This is a genomic window from Glaciecola punicea (genome assembly GCF_001756615.1).
In the GTDB taxonomy this organism is placed as follows: Bacteria; Pseudomonadota; Gammaproteobacteria; order Enterobacterales; family Alteromonadaceae; genus Glaciecola; species Glaciecola punicea.
This window is the reverse complement of record NZ_LZXY01000015.1, coordinates 24,462-46,703: the sequence shown is the minus strand read 5'-3', so window position 1 is coordinate 46,703 and position 22,242 is coordinate 24,462. Positions and strand designations below refer to the sequence as shown.

General features: G+C 42.4%; 21 protein-coding genes and 2 pseudogenes. 7 read left to right on the top strand and 16 right to left on the bottom strand.

Annotation, left to right across the window (positions count from 1 at the left end):
* Positions 1-76: 76 nt before the first annotated feature.
* The 8 genes and pseudogenes from BAE46_RS14885 to BAE46_RS13655 all read right to left on the bottom strand — a co-directional run.
* The gene (locus BAE46_RS14885) at positions 77-250 is read right to left on the bottom strand and encodes a hypothetical protein (RefSeq protein ID WP_006005346.1); all 174 of its coding nucleotides are present in this window, start codon (positions 248-250) and stop codon (positions 77-79) included.
* Positions 251-391: 141 nt separating this feature from the next.
* On the bottom strand, positions 392-1,777 hold the full coding sequence (locus BAE46_RS13680; protein WP_006005344.1) for a sensor histidine kinase: 1,386 nt from the start codon (positions 1,775-1,777) through the stop codon (positions 392-394).
* Positions 1,774-2,457: a response regulator gene (locus BAE46_RS13675; protein ID WP_006005342.1), complete on the bottom strand. Its 684-nt coding sequence runs from the start codon at positions 2,455-2,457 to the stop codon at positions 1,774-1,776. Before BAE46_RS13675 ends, BAE46_RS13680 begins: the two co-directional genes overlap by 4 nt.
* Before the next feature lie 222 nt (positions 2,458-2,679).
* Complete coding sequence (locus BAE46_RS13670) at positions 2,680-3,891, bottom strand: fumarylacetoacetate hydrolase family protein (protein WP_006005338.1); 1,212 nt, start codon at positions 3,889-3,891, stop codon at positions 2,680-2,682.
* Between the two features lie 146 nt (positions 3,892-4,037).
* Complete coding sequence (locus tag BAE46_RS13665; RefSeq protein WP_006005335.1) at positions 4,038-4,793, bottom strand: MipA/OmpV family protein; 756 nt, start codon at positions 4,791-4,793, stop codon at positions 4,038-4,040.
* Positions 4,794-5,326: 533 nt separating this feature from the next.
* Positions 5,327-5,773: an alpha/beta hydrolase family protein gene (locus BAE46_RS14480; RefSeq protein ID WP_083256890.1), complete on the bottom strand. Its 447-nt coding sequence runs from the start codon at positions 5,771-5,773 to the stop codon at positions 5,327-5,329.
* Positions 5,763-6,182, bottom strand: a complete 420-nt coding sequence (locus tag BAE46_RS14475) for an alpha/beta hydrolase family protein (RefSeq protein WP_083256889.1) — start codon at positions 6,180-6,182, stop codon at positions 5,763-5,765. Before BAE46_RS14475 ends, BAE46_RS14480 begins: the two co-directional genes overlap by 11 nt.
* Before the next feature lie 350 nt (positions 6,183-6,532).
* A pseudogene (locus BAE46_RS13655) lies at positions 6,533-6,760 on the bottom strand (hypothetical protein); the annotation flags it as partial.
* A gap of 297 nt (positions 6,761-7,057) precedes the next feature.
* Here BAE46_RS13655 and BAE46_RS15065 point away from each other — a divergent pair.
* Complete coding sequence (locus BAE46_RS15065; RefSeq protein WP_238528952.1) at positions 7,058-7,204, top strand: hypothetical protein; 147 nt, start codon at positions 7,058-7,060, stop codon at positions 7,202-7,204.
* On the opposite strand, the pseudogene BAE46_RS13650 reads toward BAE46_RS15065, so the two are convergent.
* The 3 genes and pseudogenes from BAE46_RS13650 to BAE46_RS13640 form a co-directional block, all read right to left on the bottom strand.
* Positions 7,170-7,475, bottom strand: a pseudogene (locus tag BAE46_RS13650) (DDE-type integrase/transposase/recombinase); the annotation flags it as partial. The gene BAE46_RS15065 and the pseudogene BAE46_RS13650 sit on opposite strands and share 35 nt — an antisense overlap.
* Before the next feature lie 52 nt (positions 7,476-7,527).
* Positions 7,528-7,791, bottom strand: coding sequence for a Txe/YoeB family addiction module toxin (locus BAE46_RS13645; protein ID WP_006005325.1), 264 nt, complete (start codon positions 7,789-7,791; stop codon positions 7,528-7,530).
* Complete coding sequence (locus BAE46_RS13640) at positions 7,784-8,038, bottom strand: type II toxin-antitoxin system Phd/YefM family antitoxin (protein ID WP_040520670.1); 255 nt, start codon at positions 8,036-8,038, stop codon at positions 7,784-7,786. Before BAE46_RS13640 ends, BAE46_RS13645 begins: the two co-directional genes overlap by 8 nt.
* Positions 8,039-8,306: 268 nt before the next feature.
* On the opposite strand from BAE46_RS13640, the gene BAE46_RS13635 reads away from it, so the two are divergent.
* Both BAE46_RS13635 and BAE46_RS13630 read left to right on the top strand, forming a co-directional pair.
* Entirely contained in the window at positions 8,307-10,235 is a 1,929-nt protein-coding gene (locus tag BAE46_RS13635) for a S9 family peptidase (RefSeq protein ID WP_081483929.1), read from the top strand.
* Positions 10,236-10,430: 195 nt separating this feature from the next.
* The gene (locus tag BAE46_RS13630; RefSeq protein ID WP_006005315.1) at positions 10,431-11,660 is read left to right on the top strand and encodes a ComEA family DNA-binding protein; all 1,230 of its coding nucleotides are present in this window, start codon (positions 10,431-10,433) and stop codon (positions 11,658-11,660) included.
* A 181-nt stretch (positions 11,661-11,841) separates the two neighbouring features.
* Here BAE46_RS13630 and BAE46_RS14935 read toward each other — a convergent pair whose 3' ends face one another.
* Positions 11,842-12,042 (bottom strand): hypothetical protein, encoded by a 201-nt coding sequence (locus tag BAE46_RS14935; RefSeq protein WP_216094988.1) that lies wholly within the window; start codon positions 12,040-12,042, stop codon positions 11,842-11,844.
* A 54-nt stretch (positions 12,043-12,096) separates the two neighbouring features.
* Positions 12,097-12,303, bottom strand: a complete 207-nt coding sequence (locus tag BAE46_RS15255) for a HipA domain-containing protein (RefSeq protein ID WP_369403275.1) — start codon at positions 12,301-12,303, stop codon at positions 12,097-12,099.
* A 1,226-nt stretch (positions 12,304-13,529) separates the two neighbouring features.
* Between BAE46_RS15255 and BAE46_RS13620 the strand changes: the two genes are divergently transcribed.
* Together BAE46_RS13620 and BAE46_RS13615 are read left to right on the top strand one after the other, a co-directional pair.
* Positions 13,530-14,738: an NAD(P)/FAD-dependent oxidoreductase gene (locus BAE46_RS13620; protein WP_040520665.1), complete on the top strand. Its 1,209-nt coding sequence runs from the start codon at positions 13,530-13,532 to the stop codon at positions 14,736-14,738.
* A 185-nt stretch (positions 14,739-14,923) separates the two neighbouring features.
* Positions 14,924-15,562 (top strand): TetR/AcrR family transcriptional regulator, encoded by a 639-nt coding sequence (locus tag BAE46_RS13615; RefSeq protein ID WP_040520663.1) that lies wholly within the window; start codon positions 14,924-14,926, stop codon positions 15,560-15,562.
* A 44-nt stretch (positions 15,563-15,606) separates the two neighbouring features.
* Here BAE46_RS13615 and BAE46_RS13610 read toward each other — a convergent pair whose 3' ends face one another.
* The 3 genes from BAE46_RS13610 to BAE46_RS13600 are packed head-to-tail and all read right to left on the bottom strand — an operon-like array spanning position 15,607 to position 19,175.
* Entirely contained in the window at positions 15,607-16,383 is a 777-nt protein-coding gene (locus tag BAE46_RS13610) for an SDR family NAD(P)-dependent oxidoreductase (protein WP_006005305.1), read from the bottom strand.
* A 3-nt stretch (positions 16,384-16,386) separates the two neighbouring features.
* A complete protein-coding gene (locus BAE46_RS13605) occupies positions 16,387-17,919 on the bottom strand; it encodes an AMP-binding protein (RefSeq protein WP_006005303.1) in 1,533 nt (510 codons plus the stop codon).
* 11 nt (positions 17,920-17,930) lie between these two features.
* Complete coding sequence (locus BAE46_RS13600) at positions 17,931-19,175, bottom strand: cytochrome P450 (RefSeq protein WP_006005301.1); 1,245 nt, start codon at positions 19,173-19,175, stop codon at positions 17,931-17,933.
* A 1,139-nt stretch (positions 19,176-20,314) separates the two neighbouring features.
* Here BAE46_RS13600 and BAE46_RS15145 point away from each other — a divergent pair.
* Together BAE46_RS15145 and BAE46_RS13595 are read left to right on the top strand one after the other, a co-directional pair.
* Complete coding sequence (locus BAE46_RS15145) at positions 20,315-20,647, top strand: hypothetical protein (protein WP_081483927.1); 333 nt, start codon at positions 20,315-20,317, stop codon at positions 20,645-20,647.
* Positions 20,648-20,777: 130 nt separating this feature from the next.
* On the top strand, positions 20,778-22,241 hold the full coding sequence (locus tag BAE46_RS13595) for an aldehyde dehydrogenase family protein (RefSeq protein ID WP_006005293.1): 1,464 nt from the start codon (positions 20,778-20,780) through the stop codon (positions 22,239-22,241).
* Position 22,242 lies beyond the last annotated feature (1 nt).

Sequence of the window (22,242 nt, the reverse complement as noted above, 5' to 3'; positions counted from 1 at the left end):
GGAAAAGCTTCGAAAAAAAGGTCAATAACTTTCGAATAGTTAATATCATGTTTGTTAAGAGAGCGGAAACTGATGGTCATAACAACCCGGCAAGCCAATCGAAAGTGAAAATAGTGGTAAAAACTTTTAATCCAATCAAGCCGAAACATAATAATATTAATAAGAATTTAAATTTTTTACTTTTTATATTATTCCAAAATAGAAGTTTTGCTCGAAATTCATTTTTCAGTTCATCAATATCTTCTTTCATATATGATTCTCTATATTTTGTGTAATTAATAAGAACAAAATATTACATGAGTTACTAACAGTATTTTGTAACTAGTAGTGTCTATGGTGTAACGAAAGGTAGCATACAGCCTTAATTCCACTCATACTCTTTTGCTTTATTTTAGAACTGGATAGTGATCTCAGCACCTTTTAAGCTGATGCTACGACCAATTGTTAACTTTGCATTGTGCGCTTTACAAATTTCATTAACGATGGCTAAACCCAGACCTGAGCCATCGTTACTTGATTGATTATTTCGCCAAAATGCTTGTAAAGCGAGAGTCTGGTTTTTTTTATCTATGCCCGGACCATTATCTGAAAAGCTTATCCAATTATCGCCGACTTCAACACGGATCAATCCATTTACGTCGCCATGCTTAATTGCATTTTCAATGATATTTTTACAGGCAACCGTCAGTGCACCGTGGTCACCATAAATAACCGAATCATTATTACCTGTTACTATCAGTTCGAGATCTTTATCTTCACGCAGAACCAGCGGACCTAAAAGCTGGCAGGCATCGGTCACGGGTTTGACGATAGGTATCGGCTTATGTAAATAGGTACTCGAGTTTTGCGCCCGGGACAAATCAAGAAGTTGTTCAACACTGCGGCTCATATAAGTTACGTCTTGTAATAAATCTGTGATTAAACCGTCTGGTAGTTCACTCAGCTCAATGCGTGTACGAATGATAGTCAAAGGAGTGCGAAGTTCATGTGCAGCGTTAGCAACAAAACGTTTTTGCTCTTCAAATCCAGCTTCAACCCTTGCTAAAGCACGATTAATCGCATTGGCTAACGGCACAATTTCATTGGGAATTTTATCGATACTGAGACGTTGATCTAATTGGTTTGGTGAGATTTTATTGGCATCCAGAGAAACGCGCTTTATTTTTCTTGTTGTTAATTTGAGGGAAACTAGGCTCACAAGAATAAAGAGTAATACAGAGGCAAAAATCATCACTTTAAAACTGGCTTGAATAGCTGGCATTACTGCCTCTTTTGCAAACTCACCCAGGCGATCACTTCTTGCAACATCGATATAAAGCGCAATATCTTGTAGCTTCACCTGAAGACGAAATCCGGTGATCGGCCCTAATTTCGAGTCTAATCTAATCGCACCAGGAGATAAGTCTACAGGTAAATAATGTAGTAAAGTTTGGATTGCAACAGCATCTGATGCTGAGCTTTTAATGATTTTATTGGTATTTTTATCCACTATCCGAAAACCAAGATTACCGTATAAGTTATCATATGCCCAACTAAGAATGTCCGGGTTATTAACCAGAATTTCTCCTTGATCGTTAATACTTAAAACTTCCATAATATCGTAAGCCAGTTCTTCGGAAGGCTCTTGCGCGGCAAGATCTGCAAAATTACCGGTATTGAACGTAAGCATTGCCACCATTAAAGAGCTGAATAACAATATACCAGCAATACAATAGGCAAATAGCAAGGTCGCTGTAAGGGAATAACGAAACGTCCATAAATAACGAAATAACTTCATGCGGTAACCTTTTCAACATGCAAAATATATCCAATACCCCTGAGTGTTTTTAATTCGAAGGTCGCCCCTGCGCAAACCAGCTTTTTACGTAGTCTGTGAATGGCGACCTGAATTGCATTTTCGCTAACATCATCATCAAAACCATATAGTCTGTCTTTCATCGCATCTTTAGATACTGTGATCCCAGCATTACTGATTAAATAACTCAGAATAGCAATTTCAGTTTTTCCTAAAAATAAAGGTTCTCCCTGAATATCTAGGTGCTTAGAACACAGATCTAGTTTGATATTACCGTGGATCAGCATGCTGCCTGCTAGCGTACCTGGACGACGTAATAATGCCCGTAATCTTGCAAGTAATTCTTCTATAGAAAATGGTTTTACCAGGTAATCATCGGCTCCCAAATCAAGCCCGGTAATTCTATCTTGTATATTTCCTCTAGCGGTTAATACCAGTACGGGAAAATGATAATCTCTCTTTCTGAGGATTTTAAGTACCTCTAAACCATCAAAATCAGGTAATCCGAGGTCGAGAATAACAGCATCATAGTTAGTGATCTCACATAAGGAAATTGCGATTTTTCCACTGGTTGACATATCGCAACTTGCAGGGAATTTTTCACATGCTATTTTTAATAGCTTGGCTACTTTTGGATTGTCTTCGACAATGAGTATTCTCATTCTTGAAACCTTTTCTTAAACTTACCGATACATATTAACTTAGCACAACTAGAATGAGTAAGGTTGAAAATAAGCGTCCACCTATCATTGCCATCCAGCCATTTTTCATAGCCCCCCCGCACAAACTCTCCCGTGAGATGAACGACCAATGCGTGGATGCGTTTACCGCCATTTTTCTATTTGAGGGTGATCCTAATGCATCACTCTAATGTTCTTAACCAGTTAGTTTTCAGCCCGTTGCACTACGACAGAAATAGTCCCCATGTTTGAAGAGTTGTGGGTCACAAGATGTCCGGGTTGGAGAAACCGGAGTGATGCGCGCTCTTCGTCCAGAAAATTTTCGAGCACTGCGTCATACGGAGCCTGCCCCGTCAGAAACGTGCCTTTCACTATGTAAAGCATAGCGCCTCTGACGATTTGCTTCATGTTAGGCGGCATAAAAATGACGCCTTCGGCGGTGCCCGACATCAGAACTTGATCGCGTGCGATCATGCCGTTCTCTACAAGCTGAAATTGTTTGTCGTCGTACAGAAATCGGGTGGACTCCGTATCGGCCAGCGCTTTTTCTACCAGCGATCGGAAAGACAGAATCATTTCGCCTGCACGGGCGTCTTGGCGTATCTCGTCATTGACCTGCGTGACAAGACGCTCGTTTTTTACAAAGCTCTCCCAGTCAAGTGGAACCACGAACAGCCCGCCCGAGGGGAAGCGCTCCGGTCCGCTTTTGGCATCGCTGAAACCTGTGCCCGAATCGAAATTGTCGGGATCAATCAGTCGCGTCAGCACACTCCTGTTGCTGAAATCTCCACACAAGAAGAAACCTTTTTGCGCAGCATCAAAATCCTCGATACGCTCAATGTCGCGATCAAATCTTGTGCAGATCTCGACCTCGTAATCGAGCAGTTCGTCTGCATCCGTTGAAACCGTTGTTACAGGTGGCGTGGCGACCCCGAATTTCGGAAAGTTGAAGACAGACTCCGAGCCTGTCTCCTCCTGATGCTCAGGGAAATTGGTGCCACTTGCCACGTGTCGCGCAGCCGTACCAGCGGCAGGCAAGAGATCACCAAAACTGCGCTGCACAACCGGGAACTGGTCATTGGCATCGGCCTGCGCAATATTGACAAGTGTTTCGATTCCAACGTCCGTCAGAACATCGAAGAAGTCGGTCTTTGTGGTTAGCCCTGCGGCGGTCAGATCAACTGCCGAAATCTGGTCCCCTTGCAGTTCGGTAACCAGCAATACATGGGGAGCTCCGTCTGGCGTGATCCGTTCAAGCGCAAGGGTCAAACCTTTTTGCGGTGAAAGGATACCAGTGGAAAGCGGCTGTGCTTCCCCGTCAAACGGGTTTGTACGTTCAGGGTCTTCAGGCTGCATTAGCCAGAAGCCAGCAGCAATCACAACGGCAGCGGTTGTGGCCAGTTTCAAATGTTTCATATCTATACCTATTGTGATTTTTTTACAAGAACGTCCGGCTTAGAGCCGCAACAGAAAGCCTGTGGAAATGCTGACCTTCAATTTTGCTTGCAAAGCGAATATAAAAAGTATGTGCCGGCGTCACTTTGGTTGTGGCTAAAGCTGGTTTAAAATACATATGCATAACCAAGGATCATGCTAGCTGCATGATCAACATCAATAATCGGGCTATCTTTTATTGAGTCATCAAAAACTGTAAAGTCCAACATCGCGACAAATCTGTGATGAGGTCCCGAAAACCAGGTACTTCTGATCCCCATCACAAGGTTAACGGCAGAATCAGCCTGATAAAATTGACGTGTTTGAGTCGCTTCAGTACTTTTTACACCATAATAATAGTTAACTAAGTCATCGCTAAGATATTCTGCACCGATATAAGGTGAGAGCTGGCCATTGTCAAAGTTAATGGGATAACTAAAGGAAATGTCCGCCTGATATCCTTCATGTTTGCCTAGTGTATCTGCGACGACTCCTATGCCAATTTTTCCAAAGCCGGTGTCATAACTGTATTCAACACCTAAGTCTAGAGTGCCATCTCGGTCATCCATGCCCGTCAAATATCGACTATCCGTTGCTTCATAGCCGTCCAGTCGATAATTCCCAGTCAAACCGAATGTATAATTATCATTGCCATATAACTCATAGCCAAATTTAGGACCCATTAGATAAAACTTACCGTAATTAATGATAAATATAGGTACAGCCATGCTATCACTATCCAGCTCAGTGTAACCTTCATCTTCAATGATAATACCTAGGCCAACACCCCAACTTAATTCAGGTTCAGCATATTTATCAGCTGCATATGCTTGTTGTGCGCCTATTAAAAAACCAACGGTAATGAGCGAGTTTATAATTTTCATATTAGTACCTTTTAATGTTGTAAAATCAGTTCCATAAAGTATCTGTAGCTTAATCAATCGAGTTGCCAATCAGACAACATGGTAAAGATTAACAGTTGAATCTTTCTTGAAACTTACGCATAGAAAATAAATCAGCAAAAAATAAAAATATATCTGAGTTTGTTGATCCCCCATATGTGACTATTGATAAGTCTACAATTATCACTGTGTCTTAAAAATAAATCCCCCGTCCCGATAGATAAATTTTATAAATTAAATATGAGGGGGAAATTCGAATTTGAAGTCGCTCTGCACTAACTTAGTGGTATCGTGGCGAAAAAGCAGCCTTTCATTTTACGAGATATATTCAATAACTTAGGTATTATGGATAAACAAAGAAAGGCATGGTAAAGGTTGGCTATCACGCCGACCTTTTGATGGTCTCAGGCAATCCATTGCTAGACATAACAACAATATATAATATTGAGAAAGTATGGAAATATGGTTGCGAAGTACAACGAATTAAGAAGACAATAATAAATAAATGATAAAAGTTAAGGTATCTGTTTTATAAATTCTTGATATGCCAATATGGCTTCTTCTTTTTTCATCGTTCTGCCATGATCAATATCCGGAATTATGGTTAATATTTTAACCTTACTTGAGCTGACATCATAAAGTGCTTGTGAAAACTTAACTGGCGTTGTTTCATCATTTTCGCCGACTAATAACAAGAGGGGTTTTTGATACTCTCTTATCTTATCGATGTTATTCAGCGACGCAAGCTCTGGGGATACTGTCACCGTAGAAAAAAGTTTTGTCCATAATGGGGTTGTTTGAGTAATGAGGTCGGTCACTGAACCTATAGCACCATCAAGTACTACACCATCAATATTACGTTCATTGATAAGTTCGCTCACTATTATTGAACCCATTGAAATACCATGAATAATAATAGGTAAATCCTGTTTGTTTAATTTATTAGCAAAATCAAAAAACATTTAACGCATCTTTTTTAAAGTCATCAATTGATAAACTTTCTTTCTTAGTACTAGCTCCTACGCCTCTATAGTCAAACCAAGTAACATTGGCAGGAATTAACGCAAAGCGTTCAAGGATTTTTACAGAGGAACTGATTTTCATCCCACTACCACCAAATAAAACAATACTAACCTTTGCTTGTGGATGAATAAACGATATCCCATTAAGTATTACGCCATCAGCAGTATTTATCGATACTTTACTTAATTTTGCCATCGATAAATCTGTATCAAAACTTGATTGCATTTTTTCAACATCAAGTGAGACTACTTGCTTATCTTGATAAATGATTTTTTCTGGAGTAACGTTAATTGCACAACCATTAAGTAATAAACATAAACCAATGACTCTCATATTTCTTGTAGACATATTTTTCCTTTAATTTTATAAACTCAACTTTATGGGCTAATGTGAACTACATTAAACTTCCGCTTTATATTTTTCATATAGCACCTTATAGTGTTGTAAAAATCCATAATGTATCGGTAGCTTAATCAAGCGAGTTGCCTACCTGACAACATGACAACATGACAACATGACAACATGACAACATGACAACATGATAAAGTTTAACAGTTGAATCTTTCTTGAAACTTACGCATAGAAAATACATCAGCAAGAAATAAAAATGTAACAACATCATAATAATTGCCAATACCATAATACAAAGTGAACGCTTAAAAAAGCATAATCCGTATTCCACTATTTGACAAATTTTCTCATGAGGCTTGCAAACTAACTTTGCTTTTAACGTTTGATTGGCTTTTAGTGCGCACTCTACAAAGCCTTGCCACAAGCACTGGCGTAAATACCAACGTCAGTATGATGGAAAAGCCAACGCCACCGGCAAGTACTACTGCAAGTGGTGGCCAAAGTGTACCTTCACTAAACAATAACAAGGGGATAAGCCCGCCCACAGTGGCGAAGGTAGTCGATAAAATATGCCGACCTAGTTGCGGCGCTAGAAGAATGACGGAAAGTGCTACACTATTGTAGACGATGTTCTTCACAGTCCCTGAAGGGCCTATCCGATTCGTCAGTGGGTTTTAAGCCTTCCTATCCCTTTGGGATTGCTGTTGGCTCGATATCCAAGTGAATTGAGTAAAGTCATGGGTATCATTCACCGCGCCATATCTACGCACATTGTCAATCGAGCAGGCTTTACAACTAAACAAGCCAAGACAGGTGCTGTTACACTTATTTAACGCTTTGGTAGCGCGTTGAATCTAAATATCCACTTCCACATGCTGTTCTTAGAAGGTGCTATTAACGAAAATTCATGGGGTGGCACCACCTTCACTCGCATCAAAGCACCATGTCACAACGATATGGTCGAGCTCGTCCACACCATCAGCCATTATCGGCTTGCATTTTATGGCGGCCAAGCCTAAACAGATTATTTACAATGCCATGACACGCTAAAAATCGTTGTGCTTGGCCTTGGGATGTAAACCGCCGCATTTGCCGTTCTTGTTGTCTACTAGGCTGATGAGACAATTCACAGCGATTGTTTTCGTATTGTTGGGTTGAATAAGCAACGCTGGGCATAATTTCCCTTCTCGCAGCCCAATAACTGCGCAATTTGTCGATGACTATCTTTAATGGCCTTGCCTGCTGGCCCTTCAATAACTTTTTAAAGAACTTCATTGCGGCGTTTTGGTGCTCTTCCAAAATGTCCGTATTCATGTTTTTGTTAGCTTTCTTGGGCTCCATTCTAATAATGGTAACGACAAGAAATGATGATGATTGAACTGTCTTTAACGGCATAAACTAAACGATTTGTATCATCGATTCGACGCGACCAAAAACCAGTAAAATTTTCTTTTAAAGGCTCTGGTTTACCAATGCCATCAAAGGGTGAACGCCTAGCGTCTAGTATAAGTTTATTAATACGCTTGAGCGTTTTCTTATCTTGGGTTTGCCAATACAAATAATCTTTCCAGGATTCATCAGTCCATGGCAATAACCTTTTACTCATCAATCAACTCCCTTTGAATGTTCTCACCTGCTTTATATTGTGCGATAGATTTAGCTAAGTGAGCCGCATTTTGGGGTGATTTGAGTAAGTAAACGGTTTCCATCAAACTGTTATAATAATCAAGTGACATTACAACAGCATCCTCCGAATCTCTTCGTGTAATAATCGTAGTATCTGCGTCATTAACGACTGTGTCCAAAACAGCCTTTAAACCGTTTCGAGCATCTGTAAAAGATACAATTCTCATAAAGCTTCCTCATGTACAATATAGAAGACAAGTATATATTAAAACCACAAGGTTGTACAAGATAAGGTACAAGTCAAGGCTAACTGAAAGCTATCGCTGTATTGTTCTCAGGTTTAGCCCAGATGCTAAACATAAACCTGCACTAACAGGCCGTTGGATACCTTTAAATTAAAGCAAAATCAGCCCTTGTTGCATACAACAGGGTAGTGGTTTATTCTTTTCATACTTTATTTTTCTATTCTAATTCCAGTTTTGAGGTCCCGATCTTATGCAACGTTCTTCCATGCTTTTGTCCACGTCTTTATCTGCTTTGTTGTTTTGCTTCGCCGGCTTGTTTTTTCATGTCCATGCACATGCCCAGGACGCGTCGACTGCTGTTTCATGGGAGGCGCTTTGCGCTGTCTCGGTGTGTCGCGGCACCGGTCATGACGGCGTGTTTGCGGCGCGCTTCTCGCCGGACGGTCGGCAATTAGCCGTGGACGTACGAAGAAGCGACAAGAGCGGCCTGTATCTGGTCGACCGAGACGATGAGACTCGCTTCTGGACTCAAGGCCATTCAGCCGCATGGCTTGCCAACGGCAGTGGCATCGTGTTCGTGCATGACAACGACCTGTGGTCAATTGAGGTGGGCGCAAACAGCGCCAAGCGTCTAACCAATGATGAAGCTGATGTGCGTGCCCCGCGCCCATCCCCTAACGGTGATAAGGTTGTTTTCGCCAGTGGCCGTTCAGGACATCAAGATCTCTGGCTGGTGCCGGTCGACGGCAGTGCGCCGCCACAGCAGTTGACGAAAGGCGCGATGCCACAGGATGAAACGCGCTTCGCTCACAGCTGGTCTCCCGATGGGTCGACAGTTGCCTACTACTCAAACCGTACCGATACCTGGTCAAACGATCTGTGGTTAGTTGATGTCGAGGATCAGGAGGAAAAGCAGCTGACCAAGTCCTTTATGGGACTAGGCGACCCATCTTGGTCGCATGATGGATTGCGCATTGCTGCGTTCGGTGCGGCCAAATCGGCACATTGGTACACCGAAATGTCGGATCTGTTCATTATCGATACTAAAAATGGCACTGCCGAGGCGCTTTCTATGCAGATCACGGCGCGTGAGCCTGGCGCGCCAGCCTGGTCAGGAGACGGTAGCGAGCTGTTCTTTTCCAATCATAGCCGTGGCGAAGTTACATTGTGGCGGTTGCCGGCCGCCGGCGGTGTCGCAACCCGGATGAGCCAAGCCGGAGGTTTGATCCACGATTGGGACCAAAGTCCCCAAGGCGACGAATTCGCCCTAGTGCGCTCTACGCCGACTCGGGGCAAAGAAATCGACTTGCTGGCGACGCGTGGCGGTAGCTTGACCCAACTGACCCAATTTGCCAGCAACTGGTCGGGTTTGGTTGTGCCTGAAGAAATCAGTTATCGAAGCTGGGATGGCTTGTATATTCAGGCATTTATCTTCCGGCCACCAGGCTTCGATGTAGACAAGACATATCCTGTCGTAGTGCAAGTCCACGGCGGCGGAACTCACTCCTATTACAACGGGCTCAATCTAGTGGAGCAGCGTCTTGCCCAGCAGGGCTATGTAGTGTTTGCAGTGAACTATCGTGGAGGCTCGGGCTTTGGTCGCCGTTTTCAGGACCTATCAAAAAACGACTGGGCCAACGGTCAGGCACTTGATGCAGCGGCCGCCGCCGACTACATTCGTGCCCAGCCGTGGTCGAGCGGTAAGGTTGGTATTTACGGCTATAGCTATGGCGGTATCATCAGCCTGGCTGCCATCGCTCGGGCACCGGACGCTTTTGATGCAGCCGTACCCATGGCCGGGATCTACGACTTTGCTTCGTCCCATGAAAATGCCGAACGGCTGATCCAGCTGTGGGCCACTCAGGGCCATGGTGGTTCGCCACAGGAGCGCCCAGAAATTTATGCGATCAGCAATACCATCAGCCGCCTTAATGCTGTAAAAACACCTGTTCTTTTAATGCATGGTGAAAGCGACACGATCGCACCGTTTGAGCAGTATCAGCAAGCGGTGGCTGAACTTAAACGTCACGGCAAGGTGCTCGAAGCACATAGCTATGCCGGCGAGCCGCACCGATTTCGCGACCCTGCTAACCGGGTCGATATGTACCGTCGCCTAGAAGCCTGGATGGACCGCTGGCTCAAACAGCCGCCTCAGAAGTCATTGCAAGATGCTCCCTGAATTTCAGCACCCTGATATACTTTAGAAAGAGGAATTTTGCTATAAGACAAAGCACAAAGGATATGTTGTTAATGTGGCGTCGCAGTAATCCGTAGCCAATTGCAGCTGTTTTGATGTTTTAACATCCGGATCGCACCATCTCCCCAGAGCCTCATCATGTAAAATACCCTGCAAACATCGCAACAGGAGACTAATATGGGCTTTTTGAATATTTTCGAAAAAGACAGTGACGGTAAGCAAAAGCGGATTGAGCACCGCGGTAAATATGCGCGTCTCAGTCGCACCGGTGGTGTATCGCTGCGTAAACAGGCGAAAATTGCGGGTGTTTCGGTTACTGCCAATACCATGCAAGGTGTGCGTGTTTCAAAACGTATCGCAAAAAATACACGCATTGCCATGCAAAATGGCCGTTTTGTTCTTCAAGGCCATTATGGCAGCGGTCCTGCACGTTTAAATATCTCTAAAACCGGGGCAACAGTATCATCGCGTAATGCATTGGGCGCCTTTAACTGGGTGAAACCCAATCGTTCCTCCGTCAAAATTGCCGGCATACAGTTACGCGGTAAGAATGCAGCGAGCATTCAAGTGGTCTATATGCTGTTTTCAGCGGGGTTCTACAGCATAAAGTTTTTAGGGCAGGCGCTTATCCAAGCGTTTGCATTAACGATGGCAATACCCTCTGGATTTAACGCCCTAAAACAGCGTGTTAATGGCGCACGATTTGCCCACCGTTTAATCAAAGCAAGGGTGTTATTGCAGCCTAGTATCAGTAATTGGCAATCAACAGAACTGCTGGCGGCAATCTTGTTAATTTTAGCAGGTTGGGGCCGAGGTATGCGGGCTGAAGATGCAGCGCATCATATTGCCCAGTATCTTCAGCAGCAGCCTGATAATCTGCTCTTGTTGCAAACCACCTTGCCTATTTTACATTCAAGCGCCCAACAGCTAGAGCAGTTACGAGCCGGCTATGAAGATAAAGCCTCCGGTGATCCACGTGTTATGATGGCGCTCTTAACACAGCAGTTAGCTGGTATCCTAAGCCCTGAAGATACAGCAGAAGCCCTACTAAGTGTCGACGAATTAGCTCTAGCGTTGGGCGCGCGCACTGTATTTCAAGACGAATTAGTGCAGATTTTTGCAGAGTTTGCTGGCTTGCAATTTACCTCGCTATCGGTCGATAAGCCTCAGCAAAAAGCAGCAAATCATCCCGCAGCCTACTTAGATAAATTTGCCAGCAAGCCCCATCTTGTCAATTTCAATACGGCGACTTTACAACAATTACAAACGCTCCCGCACATTGGAGTGGGTCGCGCAAAAGCAATTATTGCCCTGCGACCGATTAACAACATATTACAATTACAGGCAATAAATGGGATTGGGCCAGCGCGTTTAGCCGACATCGCTGAATATTGTGTTACGTTATAGTGAGAGCTTGTGGTATTCACATTGCTTGGTTATACATTGTGCGGTTTTACCGACTTACAACGCATATTCTTCACCAAAGATTAGCCGCTTTACACCCAAACTAATTTGTGACAGTCACAACAGTGCTAATTCGAGACTTTATATACTTCGCAAAGCCATTAAGGGTAAGAGCAGACTTTAGTTACTCAATAACCGAAAAAGGGTTTAAAAACTGGCGGCGCCAAAATAACTGACGATCAATTTCACTCAATTCTGCTTCATCGCAAACGACTTGCCAATTTTGTCCAATAACGGATATTTGGTGCTCAAATATCCCAAATGCCTCGCTTTTGCTTATTAAGAACTTGGGCGCAACCATTAAACAGGTTTTAAACTGACTCAAATTGTTATCACCAACAATACGCATAGCTTGCCCAGCTTCATTGCCTGTGCTCCCCTACGGACAGATATCATATGCTGGCGTCAAACTTAAATGTTTTCCATCCCAAAATGCAGCGTGATTGCGGGCATGGTCGTTGGTATTGCCACACAAAATATTGAACACCAGCCTTGAGAATAGCTCTCTAAGAGTATCTTTAGGTTTTGTAAACCGATGGCGAATAATTTCGGATAATGTTTCATAGCTAGCATAGCGCTGCCGTATCAGTGTCTTTGCCTTTTGAGCCTAGCTTTTTGTTAATGGAGCGCTTAATTTTCTCTCTAATCTGGCGGCACGAATAAGTCTAGAGAAGAGCGCAATGGCTTCTTCGGTATATCTAGAATAGGAACGATTCACAGATTTTGGCATGTTCACTCCAAAGGCTTGATTTATACATAAACCCATAGGAGGTCTATTGGTTTTTATATAAGCCATAATGTGAGAAAAGAACGAAAGATAGTCAAGGAAAATGGGTTAGTATACAACGCATATAGAAACGTTACGTTCTCATTATTAAACCAACGGCAGGTTTTGAGATAAGCTGACATTGACGTACCCAACATTGCTTCCATCACACGCACATTCGTTATTTAAAAGATTCTAGAGCACCTTGATAAAAACTCTAGTCATCGACAGAAACAAAGAATTTGCTAGCAGGCACTGTTGAGGTGCTTAGACTCCGTCATACTATTCGCCGGATATTCTCTGTAGAAATAAGTGGAAGCTAATGTGCGTGAAGAAGCTAATTTGGCCTATCTTTTCAGGTTAACGTTCACATACATAAACCGAAACACAATTTCATTCAACTAAAAACCTGTACTAAAAGACAGTTTGTCAGCTGTCATCTCAGCAAAATCATCACGTGTTGAACAGATCAGGAGACCCACTTATTTGGTGTTAATCTTTTTTCAGCGGTATTACTGGCTTTATAGTCATAAATCACACGACTAGCTCCAAGGATGGTGATACTGATTAAGCCCTAAAAACGTCTTTTATTTCGGTCTCGCACTAAAGCGGGTCACAAACGCTCTTTACAAATGCAGCTCAGGGTGGTTTGAACACACCGCCTAATCGGCGTGTTCGAGGGGCCCGCCCTCATCACAATTACAGCATGGCGTTTCCCATCCTACAAGCCCGCCTTCAGGGCACACCACCAATTACCTTGACCGGTCGTATTGCCTCATTTAATAAAATCCGTAAAACCTTGATAGAAAAACACTACTACTTTCCCAATATGAAATACAAAGCTCACCAGCGGCTGACGGCGAGCTTAGTATTCCAGTGTTTCGTAAGTACACCATTATGTATTGGCCGGATAATCCGCCAATAGTGGCAAATTTAGAAACGCGCATTCAAAAAAGAGACTATACGTCTATTTGATGTTATTATTTGTGTCTAATTAAAAGCTACGAATATCTTAAGAGTGTACACTGTGGTTGGAGAAACTCGAAATGACTAAACCCATCGTTATAGTCGGCGCAAGCCACGCTGCTGTTCAATTAGTTACTAGCCTCAGGCAACAGGGTTGGCAACACGGGATCACTATAGTAGGTCGCGAGAAACATTTTCCTTACCATCGGCCACCACTCTCAAAAACTATGTTAACAGACGGAAAATCCGTAGAGAGTATTCTACTTAGATCGAAACTATTTTATGAAAAAAATCATGTAGAGATGCTCCTCGGCCAATCTGTTGAGAATATTAATAAAAACGATAAATCAGTGACCTTATCGAGCGAGAAAGTTTTGAGCTATAGCAAATTAGTACTGTGCATCGGCTCAAACCCAGTTTATCTTAACTTGCCGGGTGAAACACTTAAAGGAATAGGCTATTTGCGCGATTTTGGTGATGTAGATAGACTCAGTAAGTTTGTTAAAAAGGGGAAGCGAGCAGTACTTGTAGGTGGTGGTTATATTGGCCTAGAGGCCGCTGCCGCGCTGAGATCTTTTGGCATGGAAGTTACAATTTTAGAGAGTATGGAGCGTATACTAAGGCGAGTGACCGAACCAGAGATATCAGCATTTTATACCAATGCTCATACTACTAGAGGTGTAAATATCGTTACCAATGCACAGGTATCGGCATTTAGTGGTGAGGAGCAGGTACAAGAGGTGATATGTAACGATGGTCAACGCTTCCCTGCAGATTTAGTCATTATTGGTGTAGGCGTTAGACCAAATGTTATGTTAGCTGAAAAAGTGGGCATTGAAGTAGATAACGGTATTGTTGTGAACGCACAAATGTTAACCAGTGATCCCGATATATATGCTATTGGCGACTGCGCATCATTTCCTAGCCCTTTTACTGAAGCGCGCATAAGACTAGAGTCAGTTCCAAATGCAAATGAACAGGCAAAATGTGCAGCAGCATCCTTATGCGGTAAGTTAAAAACGTATGACGCCGTACCTTGGTTTTGGTCTGATCAATTTAATATGAAACTTCAGATTGCTGGTTTAAGTCACGGTTATGATAATATAGTGCTACGCGGTGACACAATGTCGGAAAAATTCTCTGCGTGGTATTTTAAAGAGGACATTCTGCTCGCCGTTGACTGCATAAATTCGCCTGCAGACTTTATAACTGCAAAGAATTTATTAACAGCTAGAAAGAATCCTGATAAACACCTTATTGCTTTATCCGAAAAGGCTATTATTGTTTGAGATTAATATTAGAACGATCCAACTAACAGGTCACGTTATTACAATGTGCTAAGGTTTAGAAGTACTCATATCTGCATTTGAATTTCAATTAATATAATCTAGGCGATTTATTTACTGCGAATATTATTTGGTATTGATTAAGTGCAGTAGTTGTAAAATTAAATAATATTTAACACTGGATGAAAATGAGACAGTTAGATTTAGAACAAAGGCCCACTCGTCGGAATAGGGAGAAAAACACAAGAAAACCATTGATAGAGGAACGTCTGCTTGATGCAATGGAGAAGATGCTAGAAGAAGGTAACAGTTTAGGGCAGATTACAATCGATGATTTGGCTAGCCGCGCCGATATTGCTAGGTCTACTTTTTATACTCACTTCAAAGATAAAGGTGAATTGGTAGCTCGGTTGATGGGCGTGGTCACAAAGGATATCATTGACGGCGCGGGTTTGTGGTTTAAAAACTCAGAAAAAGCAAACCCAGAAGATTTGCATGAAGGAATAAAGGGCATTGTGTATGCATTTAAAAAGCATCAAGCTATCGTGGCAGCAATTCAGGATCTGGCTCCTCATGATGATAATGTAAGACGTTTATACGAAGAGATGATGACCACGCTATGTCATAAAAGTGAACTTGCTGTTCATGCGGTTCACCAACAAGGAAAGGCAAAAAAACAGGCGACGGCAGAGGTGGCAAAAATTTTGACTTGGATAAATACGCTTTACCTCACTAACTTCGTTTCAAAGTGTGAGAGCAAAGATCTGGATTCTCTTGCCGAGGCCTTAGGTCACATAACCGTAAGCGCTATATTCAATGGTAACTAATTGATAAAATGCCCACCTGCTTGATGCGCAGAGGGGCAGCTAGTTCAATAAGAAGCTGTGCCACCATCAACAGAAATTGGTGCGCCACTTACTCCTCCACCGAGTTCCGATGCAAGCATTACGGTTATTGCTGCTACTTCTTCTAGTTTTATAGGTCTTCCAATAGCGGCTTGCTTTGCATACGCATCAATAAGTTCATCGTAATCCATGCCTGCAGCTTCAGCTGCAGAACCAGCATTATCCCTGATTAGATCAGTGATAACTAAACCGGGGCAGACTGCGTTTACTGTAACTCCATACGGACCTCCTTCCTTCGACATACACTTAGTCAGGCCGATCACACCGTGTTTAGTCGCCGAATAATGTGAGAATCCGACCTTCCCTTGTTTTCCTTCAACGGAAGAGATATTTATAATACGTCCGTAATTTTGTTTTTCCATTACGCGCATCGCGGCGCGGGATGCTTTAAAAACAGATGTGAGGTTCAGCGCAATGATATTATCCCATGTTTCATCGTCCATTTGAGAAGCGGGCGCGAATCCCCACACACCTCCAGCGTTATTGACCAAGATGTCAAGTCTGCCTCCTTGCTTAACAGCACTATCGACCATTGCATTAATGCTCTTGCCGTCCGTGACATCGCAGGCAATAAAGTGACATTGCTTACCTAAATCTTGAGCCACCTGCTCGCCTACCTTTTCATCTCTACCACTAATGAAAACCTTAGCTCCCTCTGCTATAAAAGCCTCAGCAATGGCGCGTCCAATGCCGCGCGAACCACCAGTAACCAGGGCCACTCTATCTTTTAATAAATTTTTCATGTTTCACCTCTTTATTTCTTTTTTTGATGAGATAGCTTCAAGTAAGTTGTCTTTTATATGCCTTTTTAACAACTTCCCATTCGGCAATCTAGGTAACTCAGTTGTAAAAACAACTCTCTTTGGACACTTAAAATGCGCTATCTTTTCACGGCAAAATTCAATAATTTCGTTTGCTAATTGGGGGCTTTTGTTATAATAATCGTGTAACTGAATCACGGCGACTACTTCTTCGCCAAGCTCCTCATGTGGCACTCCTACTACTGCAACATCAAGTATTAGGTCGTAAGACATAAGCGTGTTTTCAACTTCAAGTGGGTAAATGTTGACACCACCGGAAATAATCATAAAGTTCTTTCTATCTTTCAAATATAGAAAGCCTTCTGCGTCTATATATCCAATATCGCCTAGAGTGCTCCATCCCTTCTCGTTATAAGCTTCTTGTGTTTTACGCTCGTCTCCCTTATATGAAAAAGGCGGTAAACCAGAAAAATATATTTGACCTGTCGTACCTGCTACTTCAGGAACACCATGCTCGTTGCAAATATGCAGTTCACCCAGCACTGCCTTACCAACTGACCCTGGATGTTCCAACCATTCCTCAGGGGTAATAGCAGTTAAGCCATTAGTTTCACTGCCGGCATAATATTCATGAATTATCATGCCCCACCAATCGATCATTTTATGCTTTATCTCCGGTGCACAGGGTGCGCCTGCATGTGCCACGATTCGCAGTGACGATTGGGAGTACCTTTGCTTTATCGTAGTGCTTAGGCTGAGCATGCGTACAAACATAGTTGGTACGAATTGAGTGACATCTACCTTGTAAGTGTCTATGAGCCTTAAGGCATTTTCAGCATCAAACTTTGGCATAACAACCACGCAACCACCATAACGAAGCACCGATAATGTCCAATTTAATGGTGCAGCATGATAAAGAGGTGCCGGACAAAGGTATACAGATTGACAATCAAATTTATAGTAATTGGATAAAAACTCTTCAATAGGCGCTGGCGTTCCAAATGGTCGGTCGTTCACCGGTCTTAATATGCCTTTGGGCTTACCAGTCGTCCCCGATGAATAAAATAAGACCTGTCCTTCAGATTGTTTAAACGCATACTCAACAGAAAATGTACTTTCGAACTTACGTTTTATAGCTCCCCAGACTTTTTCATCATCCACGTTTAAGATTGTTAGCGATAAATTTTTACAAACATCTTTGTACAAGTCAGAGGTAATCAGTAATGCAGCATCAGAGTCGGTGACGATATAAGTAATTTCTGCTTGTTTTAAATGACTATTGATCGGGACTAACTGCATCCCCATTCTGAGCAAAGTTAATGCGCAAACAATATATTCGTATCGGTTTTCCATTAACACAGCGACGGGTTTGGACGAATCCACTCCAAGGTGCTGCATATAATTTCCAAACGCGATACTGGCCTTGTTTAACTGCGCATAACTTAGTGCTACGTTATCATCAAAAATCACAGCAATTTTATCTGGCGAGTTTTCAGCCTTTTTTGAAAAATGTTTCATTGTTCAAACCACTACACATTATTGAATTTCATGGGCAATTTTTTGAGACCCTGTAAAAAATTGGACTGCACCCGTTTGGCCTTACCAGCAAGTTCAACGTGATTAAAGCGCTTGGTAAATTCTTCTAAAAAGACACGAATCTGCAGCTCACCCAGACGATTTCCAATACACATGTGCTGCCCCGTGCCGAACGTGAAGTGGCGATTATTTTTACGTTCTATATCAAATTCAAATGGACGCTCCCATATCTCCTCATCGCGATTAGCTGAAGGATACCACATCACTATTTTTGAACCTTTAGCAATTTTTACGCCGCGTATCTCAACGTCCTCTGTCGCAGTTCGTCGAAAATGCATCACAGGAGACACCCATCGTAAGATTTCTTTAACGGCACTTGGGATAAGCTCTGGGTTAGCAATTAACTTTGAAAGCTGGTCAGGATATTCAGCGAATGCTAACAGTCCGCCGGAAAGAGTATTTCGCGTAGTTTCATTTCCTCCAATAACCAACAGAATAAAATTACCAAGGAAGTCAGCTTGGCTTAACTTTGTGCCGTCATATGTTTTGGATATTAAGCTGATCATATCGGTACCATCGCCATCCTTACCCGCATCTAGCAACTGCAACGCAAATTTGACCAAATTCTCAATAACTTTACCCATATGCTCAGGCGATTGACGAAATTCTGGGTCACCCTCACCAACTAAGCAATTTGTCCAAGCGTAGAGTTCTGCTTCCATTTCTGGAGGGCACCCCAAAATCTCAACTAGCGTTTGTATGGGGATGGGCGCACTTAATGAACTGATGACATCAAACTGTTGACCAGGAACGACGGCATCTAACAATGCACTGATGCGCTCACGTATCCGTCCCTCCATTGACTTCATAGCTGCAGGTGTAAGACCGCGCATAGCCGATTGACGAACCCCGACATGCTCTGGTGGATCCAGCGATATCATAGGTCGACCGATTGTAGCGTTGTCCTCACCTGCTGCAACTAAACCTACTTTGTCTTCATCAAAAATTCGGTGTCCACCATTTTTTGTTGCAGAAGAAAATAGCTGAGGATTTCTTGAGACATACTCTATGTCCTTATATTTTGTTAATACCCAAAAACCTCTATCATTTTTTTCTTCACTCCAAACTACGGGATTTTCAGCTCTCAATTTAGTAAATAGATCATGGGGAAATCCTTCTTTAAAATAATCAGTCTCAGCGAGATAAATCGGACCAAAGGTCTCTAATGTTTGTGCCATTTTAGCAATCCTTAACAGTTAAATTGTCAAAAAAATAGGAACGTTACGCAATGTCATTTAAATTATTGTAAATAACTTGTAACAGGTTTTATAAGTATTACATTATTTTTCAAACACTGTATACACTTAAAATGGACAAAGTGTCTTTTTGTGAAAAATATAATTACACCCATTATTCTTTACCCACTTTAAGAATGAATTTTCTTATATTTTATCCCAAGCAGTCAGCACAGTTGACTTATGAATAAATCTGAGGTTCACCGATCTGTGAACGTTTAGTAAAGGAAAATATACTTTTTTGTATCCTCATCGACACCTTTGCTGTAGTCAGCCGGTGGGAAAGCAAAAATCAGATCTGTTGAAGAATATGTTAAAACGGTAAGCGGCAAAGCCTGCCTATTATGTAAGTAATGCCCGAGTTAAAAGCTGCTGTCGGAAGAAAACTTGTTCCTAAAGCAATGAATGGATCTAGGCATTAGTCGCGCGTAAAGGTAAAAGTGTGCGGCAGTTACGTTGCATATTTTCGACCTCGGGTTAATTGTGGTCAATCTGTCTTTCGTAAACTGGTCGGTGCAACGCCGGTCCAAGTTTTAGGTGCTGAACCGGCTGCTATACTGTGAATTAGGCTGTGCAACAGATTCAGAATGCGCCTAAATGCATGACTTGTTCAAAATGCCCAATAATTTCATCTTGCATTAAATTAGTAATATCCTGCTGTAAATTAATAAAGGACTCCACTGACAAACGTGTATTACGGATTTCGACAATTTTTGCGCGTATATTATTTTTATTCATTAATTACAGTTATTTAACGTTTTATTAACGATATTTTTAAGCAGTTCTGCTGCAAAATAGCTTTAAAAAGTGATGTATTTCATTGCAATCGCTCAAATGTTGATAACCAATATTGTAGTTTATTGCCTATTTATTTGTAGACAATCGCCATTGTATAGTAGGCCGCCAACGCTCTAAACTCAAAAAATGATGATGGCATTATCACTTGATTGTCAATCCCTTATGTAAATTTGCAAAGGACGATTTCTTACAATGAGTAATACCGCGTATCGACATAATGCAATTCGACCCCCCGGTCTAAAGGCAAAAAAGATGGAGCCCTTCATGAGGTCACGCCACTATCACTGGGTCAAGCTTATTGCGAGAGTTACAATTACGTCATTACTTCCGAAATACAGATTCTTACCAGATTTATTATACAAGTTGGAGATTGCAATACTGTTGTAATTTCAGTCAAAGACGGCTTTATCAATCGCAATAATACATTTGAGATTACCAACGTTTTTACTGATGTTATTACGTTGGGGCAGCCAATGGGTGCAGCAGCTGCAATGCTTTTCAGTGCGCTTCTCGATGAATTAGAGAAGCGAAGTTTAAAACGTGGATTAATTGCCCTTTGCCTTGATGGTGGTCAAGGAATAGCAACAATTATAATTTTAAACAATGTATACATTTAAAAGTAGACAAGGAGTCTTTTTTAGTATTATATTTACATGAGGTTAACAAAAGTTATACACGGTAGGCATGAGCAATCTCGATGCAGCCTTTATAAACATGTTGAATGAGCAGAAATATTGGGAGTAGTGTATGAGTTGGACAGATTTAGTTTTACCGAAGCAAGACTGGGCCACAAGAAGCGACATCAAGTCTTCATTAGTACCTTGTATAGATCCATGTACAGAGAAACCCTATGCTGACATCCCAATAGCAAATCATGCTGTAGTTGATGAAATAGTTTCAAAGGCCCACGCCAGATTTAGAAGCTCAGAGTGGCAAAATATACCGCCACTAGGCCGCGAGAAGCTCATGCATGCACTGGCAGATGCAATTGACAGAGACAGTGAACACTTAGCAAAGCTTGAGGCACTAGATACGGGAAGGCCAATAAGTGTTACAGAAACGGTCGATATCCCATTAGCATCCATGTGGCTAAGAACCTATGCCGGTTGGCCAACTAAAATGTATGGCAAGAGCGGAAGTTTGGCTGGTAGCGGGCCCGAGTTTCTCGCGTACACGACACGCAGGCCAGTGGGCGTAGTCGTTGCTATTGTACCCTGGAATTTTCCCCTTATTCTTGCCATGTTTAAAATAGGACCAGCATTAGCGGCGGGTTGTACGATAGTTGTTAAACCCCCATTAGAAGCTCCTCATAGCCTTTTAAGACTGCAAGAGTTAGCAATTCAGGCTGGTATACCACAGGGTGTTATCAGCGTGGTAACCGGCGATGGCGAGACAACTGGTCAAGCTTTGATTCAGCACCCCCTAGTAAGGAAGATTGCGTTCACCGGCTCCACTCAAACAGGCCAGCATCTGCTTGCTCAATCAGTTCCAGATTTAAAACGCATTACATTAGAATTAGGGGGTAAATCACCCTCCATCATTATGCCAGATGCAAACTTAAACTTAGCAATTCCAAATGCTATCGCTGGTGCATTTTTCAATAGCGGACAAGTGTGCTACGCCGGAACGCGTCTTTATGTTCATCGCTCGCTTTATGACCAGGTAGTTGAAGGTATTCAAAGCGGTGCGAGCGGGATTAAATTTGGTATGAGTGACGACAGATCATCAGAAATGGGGCCGCTAATAAGCGCCCGACAATATCAATCCGTCTCTAACATGATTAATAATGCGAAAGTGTCAGGCGCTGACATTATTCATTGCGATACCCAAATACCAGACAGCGGCTACTTTTATAAACCTACGCTTATATGCAATGCGCACGAGCAGTCAGAAATTATGAAGCAAGAGGTATTTGGTCCTGCAGTTTCAGTAACGCCGTTTGATGACGATGAGCAAGCTCTACACATGGCCAACGACAGTCCGTTTGGTTTGGCTGCTTATGTTTGGACACAAAATTTGGCCAAAGCACATAGCGTGGCAAATGCGCTTGATGTTGGCACAGTCTTTGTAAACTGTGTGTTAAAAGCAGACCCAGCCTTTCCATTTGGTGGGACGAAAATGTCAGGGATCGGCAGAGAGTGTGGTTGGGAAGCACTTGACGCTTACACCGAGACAAAATCAATCATAATGGATATAAGTTCGGGGACATAGA